At 62.4% G+C, this 9,414-nt stretch carries 10 protein-coding genes; 3 read left to right on the forward strand and 7 right to left on the reverse strand.

Annotated features, from left to right (window positions below):
* Positions 1-11: 11 nt before the first annotated feature.
* A complete protein-coding gene (locus CSZ94_RS17900; protein WP_096232958.1) occupies positions 12-431 on the forward strand; it encodes a F0F1 ATP synthase subunit epsilon in 420 nt (139 codons plus the stop codon).
* Between the two features lie 74 nt (positions 432-505).
* Here the strand turns inward: CSZ94_RS17900 and rsgA are convergent, their stop codons facing one another.
* The 7 genes from rsgA to CSZ94_RS17930 form a co-directional block, all read right to left on the reverse strand.
* Positions 506-1,570: a ribosome small subunit-dependent GTPase A gene (gene rsgA, locus CSZ94_RS17905; protein ID WP_102122749.1), complete on the reverse strand. Its 1,065-nt coding sequence runs from the start codon at positions 1,568-1,570 to the stop codon at positions 506-508.
* Positions 1,571-1,835: 265 nt separating this feature from the next.
* A complete protein-coding gene (locus tag CSZ94_RS17910) occupies positions 1,836-2,390 on the reverse strand; it encodes a hypothetical protein (protein WP_102122750.1) in 555 nt (184 codons plus the stop codon).
* 63 nt (positions 2,391-2,453) lie between these two features.
* A complete protein-coding gene (speD, locus tag CSZ94_RS17915) occupies positions 2,454-2,819 on the reverse strand; it encodes an adenosylmethionine decarboxylase (RefSeq protein WP_102122751.1) in 366 nt (121 codons plus the stop codon).
* A gap of 2 nt (positions 2,820-2,821) precedes the next feature.
* The gene (locus tag CSZ94_RS28070) at positions 2,822-2,992 is read right to left on the reverse strand and encodes a hypothetical protein (RefSeq protein ID WP_157814714.1); all 171 of its coding nucleotides are present in this window, start codon (positions 2,990-2,992) and stop codon (positions 2,822-2,824) included.
* Positions 2,989-4,452: a DUF4178 domain-containing protein gene (locus tag CSZ94_RS17920; RefSeq protein WP_102122752.1), complete on the reverse strand. Its 1,464-nt coding sequence runs from the start codon at positions 4,450-4,452 to the stop codon at positions 2,989-2,991. The genes CSZ94_RS28070 and CSZ94_RS17920 overlap by 4 nt, the downstream gene beginning before the upstream one ends.
* Before the next feature lie 20 nt (positions 4,453-4,472).
* Positions 4,473-5,519 carry an SPFH domain-containing protein gene (locus CSZ94_RS17925; protein ID WP_092609587.1) on the reverse strand — a complete coding sequence of 349 codons (1,047 nt, stop codon included), beginning with the start codon at positions 5,517-5,519 and terminating at the stop codon, positions 4,473-4,475.
* Between the two features lie 31 nt (positions 5,520-5,550).
* On the reverse strand, positions 5,551-5,937 hold the full coding sequence (locus CSZ94_RS17930; RefSeq protein ID WP_102122753.1) for a DUF350 domain-containing protein: 387 nt from the start codon (positions 5,935-5,937) through the stop codon (positions 5,551-5,553).
* Between the two features lie 59 nt (positions 5,938-5,996).
* Between CSZ94_RS17930 and CSZ94_RS17935 the strand changes: the two genes are divergently transcribed.
* Both CSZ94_RS17935 and CSZ94_RS17940 read left to right on the forward strand, forming a co-directional pair.
* On the forward strand, positions 5,997-7,508 hold the full coding sequence (locus tag CSZ94_RS17935; protein WP_102122754.1) for a polyamine aminopropyltransferase: 1,512 nt from the start codon (positions 5,997-5,999) through the stop codon (positions 7,506-7,508).
* The gene (locus CSZ94_RS17940) at positions 7,508-9,136 is read left to right on the forward strand and encodes an NAD(P)-binding protein (RefSeq protein ID WP_102122755.1); all 1,629 of its coding nucleotides are present in this window, start codon (positions 7,508-7,510) and stop codon (positions 9,134-9,136) included. The genes CSZ94_RS17935 and CSZ94_RS17940 overlap by 1 nt, the downstream gene beginning before the upstream one ends.
* Positions 9,137-9,414 lie beyond the last annotated feature (278 nt).

The following is a 9,414-nucleotide window of genomic DNA, read 5'->3' on the forward strand; positions in this document are numbered from 1 at the left end:
ATAGGACACACATGGCACACACAATTCACGTTGACGTGGTTTCCGCTGAAGAACTGATTTTTTCAGGCGAAGCAGAATTCGTCGCGTTGCCGGGTGAACAGGGCGAGCTGGGTATCTACCCACGCCACACGCCTTTGATTACCCGCATCCGTCCGGGCGCGGTCCGCATCAAGGTAGTCGGTCAGGCTGAAGAAGTATTCGTCTTCGTTGCCGGCGGCTTGCTGGAAGTGCAACCGGACACCGTGACCGTCCTGGCCGATACCGCGATCCGCGGTCATGACCTGGATGAAGCGAAAGCGCTGGAAGCGAAGAAGTTGGCGGAAGAAAATATCCACAACAAGGATTCGGGCATCGACTACGCGCAAGCGCAAGCCGAGCTGGCCAGCGCCATTGCGCAGCTGGCAGCGATCCAGAAGCTGCGCAAGCATTAATTTGCGCGCATGCAGTAAGACAAAAGGCAGCCTGCGGGCTGCCTTTTTTTTCAGCAAACTGATTTCAGTCAAAATCAGCGGCGCTTGTCCTTACCCCTTTCCAGTCCCGCCTTCAGTACCGTCTTCCACTTGGCGCGGGCGGCGATGCGTTCGAGCGGCGTCTCTTCGATGCGGTGGGCGTCGCGCAGCAGCTTGTGATAGTTGCGCAGGCGGTCCGCATCGATGGCGCCGCGCACCTGGCAACCGGGTTCGCTGGCGTGCCGGCAATCGCGGAACTGGCAAGTAGAGGCGAGCGCCGCGATGTCGTCAAAGGTGGCGGCCAAGGTGTCCGCATCGGCATCGGCGCGCCAGCTGCGCAGGCCCGGCGTGTCGATGATGCAGGCGCCGCTGGAGCACAGGTGCAAGGAACGCGCCGTCGTCGTATGCCGGCCCCGGCCATCGCCATGGCGCACGCCGTTGGTGGTTTGATCCGCCGCGCACAGGGTATTGGTCAGGCTGGACTTGCCGGCACCCGATGAGCCGAGCAAGACCAGGGTCTGGCCTGCGCCCAGCCAGGGCTCCAGGATGGCCACGTCATAGGCATGGTGCGTATCGATGGCAAACAACGGCACGTGCGGCGGCAGGCGCTGTCTCAGCTGGGCCAGTTTGCCGTCCACGTCGTCGGCGACGTCGGCCTTGCTCAGTACCACCACGGGGTTGACCTGGCTCGCCAGCACGATGGCCAGATAGCGCTCCAGGCGGCGCGGGTTGAAGTCCCCATCCAGCCCCATCACCAGCAGGGCCGTATCGACATTGCTGGCGAGTACTTGGCGCCGGCCATCATTGCCGCGCCGCGCGATCTGCGTGACCGGGGATAAGTGCGTCGTTATCCACAGCGCGCCGTGCAGATCTTGTTCGGCGGCGATCCAGTCGCCGACCGTAAAGATGTTATCCAGCGCCAGCAGCTCGTGTAGCAGACGCGGCAGGATGTGTGCCTTGTGTTCCAGGATGCCGTCGTGCACGAGGATGCTGTCGCGGTGGACGGCGCTCACGCGCATCAGCTGCGTGGTAGGGGAGAGGGTGTCGAGCTGGGTGGCTGCGCCGGCGATAGCCTGCTGCAGCCCGATAAGGCGTAGTTGCGCAAAATCGAATGCGATCATGGTAGCGTGATTCCAAATTCTGTCGTCCGCGTGCGGACGTGTAGCCTGCGCGTGCAGGCACCGCCAGTCGCTATGACTGGCACGAAAGAAGGGAAATGTCGGCTACGCGATCACGCGTATGAAGAAAAACCTGGCCCGGCCAGGTTCAGGGCAAGACAGTGATCAGGCAGCCGACAGCACGGCAGTATCCGAATGGCGCATATTGTCTACTCCTGTTGTGTGATGTAAAACGCCAGTGTGCCAGCGGCGTGCGCCGGCGTCAACCTCAGCTGCACATGCCGTAGGCGCTGCGCTCGGGGAAATAGCGGTAGGTAAACGTGCGCACCGGGTAGCGCTTGCCTGCGACGAGCATGTCGGGCATGGACAAATCAAAGCGCTGCGGCAGTTGGCGCGGCAGTTTCAAGCGCAGCCGCCACTGGGTTTCCTTGCTGTTGCCGACGGCAGAAAACATGATGGGCAGCTTTTCAATGACGTCGACGATTTCTGCCTTCCGGTTCATGCCGCGCTGGTAGATGGTCAGCACTTTCGCCTCGGCGAACGGCTGCTTGTACGGTTCTTCCAGCAGGAAGGACAGGCGCGTGAAGCTGGCCTGGGTACCGACGGGCAAGGTGAAGATCAGCGCCAGTTCCGTGCCGCCTTCCTTCAGGGTGACGGGTGGCGTGGCATACACGCTGATGCCGCGCGGCAGTTCGAAGCGCGAACCTTCCGTCCACGTCTTGCAATCGGGCGTGGTGGCCTGGTACAGGCTCGGTGCCGTGTAGTCATCGCAGGCGGTGACGAGCAGTAACAGTGGTAGCAGGGACAGGGCGGAACGGCGCATGGGAGTCACGGTTGGAGGAGGAGCCGACAGTGTAAGCGATCCCCACGCGATCCACCAGCGAGCTTACCCCGGCGGCGCGCGCCGCACGGATTGCAGCTGGCAGTGCGCCGCCTGCAGCGCATCCTTGATGATGTCGAGCGCCAGTTGCGGCCGGGCCGGGCCGCACATGAAGATGTCGACGGCGGCAAAGCTGCATTCCGGCCAGGTGTGGATGGAGATGTGCGACTCGGCCAGCAGCAGCACGCCCGTAATGCCCTGGCCGGCGCCAAAGCTGTGGAAATGGCCGTGCAGTACCTGCGCGCCGGCCGAAACGGCGGCTGCGCGCAGCAGGCGCTCGAGCGCGGCGCAGTCGCGCAGGCGTTCCGGTGCGATGCCGGACAAGTCGGCCAGCAGATGGATGCCCAGGGGCAGATGCGGTGTGGCGGTCATGCTTATTTGTGGCTGCCGCCACTGGAGCCGCCACCATAGCTGCCGCCGCCGCTGCCCGTGCGCGAACTCCAGCTGCTGCCGCTGCTGCTGCCGGCGACCTTGAACATGCGCACCCAGTTGGCGGCCGTGACGGAAAACGTCACCATCAAGGCATAGATCACGTATTTACTCATGGGGGATTCTTTGCATTCTTGTCGAGAAAAGCGGCGGGCAGGAACAGCGCCAGGCAGCCCAGCAAACTCCACATCAAGGTGCTGGAGAACGAGACGAACATGGGAATCGCATTCAATACCAGCACGATGACGATGAAGACCTTGGCGATACCACGGTGGCTCAGTTTAATATCCTGTACCTTGACACCGCCATGGAAGGCGGCGCCGAACCAGGCGGCCATCTGGTCATAGGCGACGGGCACGGAGCGCGACCATGTCATTTCCTCGCCGGTGATTTCCGCCGCCAGTTTTGTTTGTCCCTGTTCGAATTCAAACACGCGCGTGCTGTCGCCGACGGCTACCTTCCAGTTGAAGGCGCCCGCTGCATACACCACTTGCGAACCGTAGTCATACAGTTTGCCATAGGTGGCGCCATCGAGCGTGCAGCGCTCGGCATCCATGGATGGCCAGGTGGGCCAGTTTGGCAGCACGTTGGAGCGCGACCAGCCGTCGTCCGTTTCCACCAGCCAGAAGAAGCCGGCGCGCGCGTTGTACAACAGGTATTCATTCCATTCGCTGCCCTCGTCGTCGGCGCGGCGCAGCATGCCGATCACCGTAAAGTCGGCATTGCTGATCTTCGCGCTGGCGCCCAGTTCCAGCGTGATGTCTGCGTTGTCGTGCACCTGCTTGCCGATGGCCAGCACCTGTGCTTGCTGGCCGCTGGCGTCGAGCTGCGCGTGGCAGGCGGGGCACACCAGCTGCGCCGCCGCGCCGGGTACATAGCCGATGCCGCTACCGCAGGAGGGGCAGTCGAGCGCATCGAGCTTGCCGCGGTACTTGCCGGCGCTTTTGGCGATGGCATCGTCATCGCGCAGCAGCTGGCATTGCAAGCCTTCCAAGGTGACGGCGACACCCTGGTAGACGACCGGCTGCGGGCCATCCGTGTAATCGAGCGTGATAAAGCTGGCGTAGTTGCGGAAGTCTGCCACCTGGATGCGCCAGCCCGCGCCCACCTTGAACGGCAATTCACCCTGGCCGGCGATGCATTCGGCATTGCGGATCTCGGCCGCCGTGTACTGCTCGCCGCAGATCGTGTAGCGCTTGCCTGGCGCCAGCTCGCCAAAGACGGGCAGGGCGTCCTGCGTCGCGCGTACGCGCGTCAGGGTGTACAGGCCGGACGAGTCGCCCAGCCAGGCCGTGCTGGCGTCGTCGAACAGCACATACCACTCGTTCCACGTGCCGGCGCTGTAACGCTGCTGGATGCGGCCGACGACGGTAAAGTGCAGGCCGTCGTGCACGCCGGCCGTGCCGATCTGGATCGGTGTATAGTCTTCCAGGACGGCCGACATCTTGCCCACGTCCCTGACGGAATCGGCGTCCTTGAGGATGGTGCTGTGGCAGTACTCGCACACGGCGAGCACGGAAGCATGCGAGCGGAAGTGGACTTCCGCGCCGCAGCTGGGACAGGAAACAGTTTGCATGCAGTCGTATTTCGCTCTAATCAGCCGATCAGTTTTTTAAGCAGTTCAGCCTTGGCGCCGTCGTAGTCGGCCGGCGAAATGAGGCCCTTGTCGAGCAAGCCTTTGAGCTTTTCCAGGCGTGCCTCGATCGGTTCCTCTGCAGGAGCCGGTGGCGCCGCAGGCGGTGCGGCCGGGGCAGGTGCCGGCTGCTGTAGCGCTCCGCCCATGCTTTGTGCCATCACCTGGCCGATCGACAGCCCGGCGCCCAGGCCCGCGCCGATGCCGGCCATGCCGCCTTCGTTCTGCGCCGCCAGCGGGATCGCGTTGGCGACCTGAAATTTGGTATAGCCGCTCATCTTGTCGGCGCCCAGGCCGCCCTTCATGCCGGCCGAGATGCGCTCGTCTAGCGCCGCCTGCAATTCCTCGGGCAGGCTGATACTGGCCACGTTGAATTCATCGAGGCCCACGCCATAGCGGGCAAACGCCTGCGCCAGGCCATCCTTGACCTCTTGCGCCATCAGCGCCTGGTTGGCCGCCATGTCGAGGAAGGGGACATTTGCGCCGCCCAGCGAGCTGGCCATGCTCGACATCAGAATGCCGCGCAACTGATCTTCCACCTCGTCGCGCGTATAGACTTCGCGCGTGCCGCTGATCTCGGTAAAGAAGGTGCGGGCGTCGGCGATGCGGTACGAGTACATGCCGAAGGCGCGCACGCGGATCATGTCGAAATCCTTGTCGCGGATGGTGATCGGCTGCGGCGTACCCCACTTGCGGCCCGTCTGCACGCGGGTGCTGAAGTAATACACGTCCGACTTGAAGGGCGAATCGAACAGCTTGTCCCAGTTTTTCAGGTTGGTCAGCAACGGTAACGTCTGCGTCGTCAGCTTGTGCGTGCCGGGACCGAAGACGTCGGCGATCTTGCCTTCATTGACGAAGACGGCGACCTGCGATTCGCGCACATTCAGGATGGCGCCGTTCTGGATTTCGAAATCCTGCATGGGGAAGCGCCAGGCCAGCACGCCTTCCGTCTCTTCGTTCCACTGCAGTACGTCGATAAACTGCTTCTTGATAAAGCTGCCGAGGCTCATGATGGATATCCTTGAATAAGATAAAACGGTGTCAGGAAATGCAGGCGGCGTTGATGGCGCCAATCGACAGGGAAATGGCGGCCAGCAGGCCGCCAAAGGCGCTGTTGTTCGATTCGATCTGGTCTTTCGACATGCGCAGCAATCGCGTGGTCACCACATAGGCGAGCAATTGCACCAGCATGGCGCCGAAGGCCCAGGCGAAGAATTGCTGGTAGTCGGACGTGTGCATCAGCGAGGAGGCGATGGTGGCTGAAAAGCCCAGCAGGGCGCCGCCCAGCGACAGGGCCGCCGCCTGGTTGCCCTGGCGGATCAGCAGCACCTCGTTATACGGCGTGACGCGCGTGTAGATGATAAAAAATACAATCAGCAGCCCGGCGGCCAGTAAAAGATGGATCAGATAGTTTAGGATGGCGGGCACGGCTTTCCTCGCAATGAGTATTTGATAACGTCAACGCATATTAGAACAAAAAAAGTCCCATGAACAAAAAAATTCTGATCTTGTCCGTCTTCGTGGTCGCCTCCTGCGGCCTCGCGTATGAGCTGATCGCCGGCGCCATGTCCAGCTATCTGCTCGGCGACTCCATCCTGCAGTTTTCCACCATCATTGGCTGTTACCTGTTTGCCATGGGTGTGGGCGCTCACTTTTCCAAGTATGTCAAGGACGACGACGTGCTCTCGCGCTTCGTCGACATCGAGCTGGCCGTGGGCCTGATCGGTGGCCTGTCGGCGGCCATCCTGTTCATGACGTTTTCATGGATGGCCGCGCCATTTCGCACCTTATTGTATGTGATGGTGTTCCTGATCGGCGCACTGGTCGGCATGGAAGTGCCGCTGGTGATGCGCGCTCTGAATTCGCGCCAGACGGAATTTTCTGAACTGGTCAGCCGCGTGCTCACCTTCGATTACCTGGGCGCGCTGGCTGTCTCCCTGCTATTCCCGCTGGTGCTGTCGCCGTACCTGGGGCTGGTACGCACGGGCTTCTTGTTTGGCATGCTCAACGTAGGGGTGGGCCTGTGGACGATCTGGGTGTTCCGCGCGGAGCTGAAGAACCTCACGGGGCGCTTCCTGCGCGCCTGCGCGGTGCTGCTGGTGCTGATCGCCGGCTTTGCCATGTCGGACCGCATGGTGGCCTGGGGTGAACACGGCCTGTTCGGCGACCAGATCGTGTATTCCACCACCACGCCCTACCAGCGCCTGGTGATCACGCGCTGGAAGGACGATACGCGGCTGTACATCAATGGCAACCTGCAGTTTTCCTCGCGCGACGAGTACCGCTACCACGAAGCGCTGGTGCACCCCGTGCTGGAAGCCTTGCCATGGGCGCGCCGCGTGCTGGTGCTGGGTGGCGGCGATGGCCTGGCGCTGCGCGAAATCCTGCGCTATCCCCACATCGAGCACGTCACCGTGGTCGACCTCGACCCGGCCATGACGGCCGCATTCACCACGCGCCCGGAACTGGCAAAGCTGAATAACAACTCGTTCTCGGACAAGCGCGTCACCGTCGTCAATGCCGATGCCGCTGTCTGGCTGCGTAACAACGGCGATATGTTCGACGCAGCCATCGTCGATTTCCCAGATCCGTCCAGTTTCGCGCTGGGCAAGCTGTATTCCGTGCCCTTCTATGACCTGGTGAAAAAGCACCTGGCCGCCAAGGGCTTGATGGTGGTGCAATCGACGTCGCCCTTCTTTGCCCCGCACGCTTACTGGACCATCAATTCGACCCTGCGCGAAGTGGGCATGCGCACCTGGCCCTACCACGCTTACGTGCCCTCGTTTGGCGAATGGGGTTTCATCCTCGCTTCGCCCCGGCTCGACTACACACCGCCCACCAGCTATCGCCTGCCCATGCGCTACCTGAATGCGGACACCACGCGCGAGATGTTCATCTTTCCGCCCGACATGCAGCCGCTGCCGATGGCGCCCAACCGCCTCAACACCCAGTCGCTCGTGCATGAATTCGAGCAGGACTGGAACCGGGTGATCCGCTGATGCAGCGCCGTTCCTTCATGCTGTGGGCCGTCGGTGGCACGGCGGCGGCCGCCGGCATCGGCAGCATCGCCGCGTATTTGCGCTGGCAGGAAATCACGCCCAAAGTGTTGTATCCGGGTCGCAGCGAGGGACACTATTTGCGCAAGCTGCTGCGCGAGCGCACGGCGCTGCCGGCGCCCTCGGCAACCGTCACCACGGATGTCGCCATCCTCGGCTCCGGCATCGCCGGGCTGACGGCCGCCTGGCGGCTCAAGAAGCTGGGGCACACCGATTTTTTGATGGTCGACGGTCCCCAGCCGTACGGCAACGCGGCGGGCGGCCACTTCGGCGACCTGGCTTATCCGACCGGTGGCCACTACCTGCCGCTGCCTTCGCCTGAATCGACCCATGTGCGCGAGATACTGTTCGACCTGGGGATCATCCAGCGCGATCCGCAGGCCGAAAAGCCGACTTACGACGAGCGTTTCATCCTGCATGCGCCGGAAGAGCGATTGCTGTTCAACGGCCACTGGCAGGACGGCTTCATTCCCACCGAAGGCGTGCCGCCTGCGGAACTGGCGCAGCATGAGCGCTTCTTTGCCGACGTGCGGCGTTTGCGCCAGGCGCACGGCAACGATGGCAAGCGCGTGTTTGTCTTCCCTACCGTGGAATCGTCGCAAGACCCGGCCTGGCAGGCGCTCGACGCCATCACCTTGAAGCAGTGGATGGAGCGCGAAGGGTATACCTCGCCCACCCTGCACTGGTACCTGAACTACTGCTGCCGCGACGACTACGGCACGCGCTACGACCAGGTCTCGGCCTGGGCCGGCCTGCATTACTATTGCAGCCGCTGGGGACAGGCGGCGAATGCGGGCAACGGCGCCTGGCTGACCTGGCCGGGCGGCATGCAGCCGGTGGCCACGGCCATGGAGCAGGCCTCAGGCGTCAAACGTCATGCGGGCACGGTGGTTTCCGTGCAGACGACGGACCAGGGCGTGGAAGCGCTGTGCCTGGAACTGGTCGACGGTCAGCCGCGCACCTACCTGCTCAAGGCACGCAAGGTCATCTGCGCCATGCCGCTGTATGTGGCGGCGCGCGTGGTGAAGAATATCGCCGACTATGGCTTTGATGCGAAGCTGCACACGCCCGCCTATGCGCCATGGATGGTGGCGAACTTTTTACTGAAACGCTTTCCCGACGAACTGCCGCATGCGCCGCTGTGCTGGGACAACGTGGTGTACCAGGAACCGGGCCTCGGTTATGTCGTCTCGACTCACCAGGATATCCGTGTGCGTCCGCCCGAGAAAACCGTTTTCAGCGCCTATGTGGCCCTGTCCGACCGCACGCCGCAGCAAGCGCGCAAATGGTTAGATGTAGCCACGCCCGAGCAATTGCTGGCGCTGGCCAGCGTCGACCTGAAAACGGCGTATGGCCGCGATTTTGCCCGCTGCGTCGAGCGCGTCGACATCACCGTGCGCGGCCACGCCATGGCCGCTCCCTTGCCGGGATTTCGCAGCAATGCGGGGCTCAAAGCCTTGCGCGAACACGACGGCGCCATCCTGTTCGCGCATGCCGATCTGTCGGGCTTTTCCGTATTCGAGGAGGCGGCGTGGTGGGGGGACAGGGCGGCACGCCTGGCGGTGAAATGAAAAAGGCCGGCGCGAACGCCGGCCTGAGCCCCCTAACAGGGTGTTGAAAAAGGACCCCAGTCCTTCGGATTTTGTCGCCAGACATGCGAATTTTTCGGGCTGGAAGCCGCATTTTTCCTAAAAAGCAGTTTTCAGCCACTTTTCAGGCCGTTTTTTGACATTTTTTAGCGCTTTCCGTACTCTAGGGACGGAGTTATCCAACCACCGCCGATAAACGCCAGCCAAAGATCGTCGCCATGCGCGTCAGGTTGTAAGCGGCGAAAGTGAACGTGGTTTGT

Origin of the sequence: Janthinobacterium sp. ROICE36 (genome assembly GCF_002869965.1) — a bacterium.
Taxonomy (GTDB): domain Bacteria; phylum Pseudomonadota; class Gammaproteobacteria; order Burkholderiales; family Burkholderiaceae_D; genus Janthinobacterium.

Excerpts from the sequence above, each read along its gene's own strand:
- CSZ94_RS17900 (WP_096232958.1), top strand. The coding sequence starts at position 12 with ATGGCACACACAATTCACGTTGACGTGGTTTCCGCTGAAGAACTGATT.
- rsgA (WP_102122749.1), bottom strand. The coding sequence starts at position 1,570 with ATGATCGCATTCGATTTTGCGCAACTACGCCTTATCGGGCTGCAGCAG.
- CSZ94_RS17910 (WP_102122750.1), bottom strand. The coding sequence starts at position 2,390 with ATGCGCCGTTCCGCCCTGTCCCTGCTACCACTGTTACTGCTCGTCACC.
- speD (WP_102122751.1), bottom strand. The coding sequence starts at position 2,819 with ATGACCGCCACACCGCATCTGCCCCTGGGCATCCATCTGCTGGCCGAC.
- CSZ94_RS28070 (WP_157814714.1), bottom strand. The coding sequence starts at position 2,992 with ATGAGTAAATACGTGATCTATGCCTTGATGGTGACGTTTTCCGTCACG.
- CSZ94_RS17920 (WP_102122752.1), bottom strand. The coding sequence starts at position 4,452 with ATGCAAACTGTTTCCTGTCCCAGCTGCGGCGCGGAAGTCCACTTCCGC.
- CSZ94_RS17925 (WP_092609587.1), bottom strand. The coding sequence starts at position 5,519 with ATGAGCCTCGGCAGCTTTATCAAGAAGCAGTTTATCGACGTACTGCAG.
- CSZ94_RS17935 (WP_102122754.1), top strand. The coding sequence starts at position 5,997 with ATGAACAAAAAAATTCTGATCTTGTCCGTCTTCGTGGTCGCCTCCTGC.
- CSZ94_RS17940 (WP_102122755.1), top strand. The coding sequence starts at position 7,508 with ATGCAGCGCCGTTCCTTCATGCTGTGGGCCGTCGGTGGCACGGCGGCG.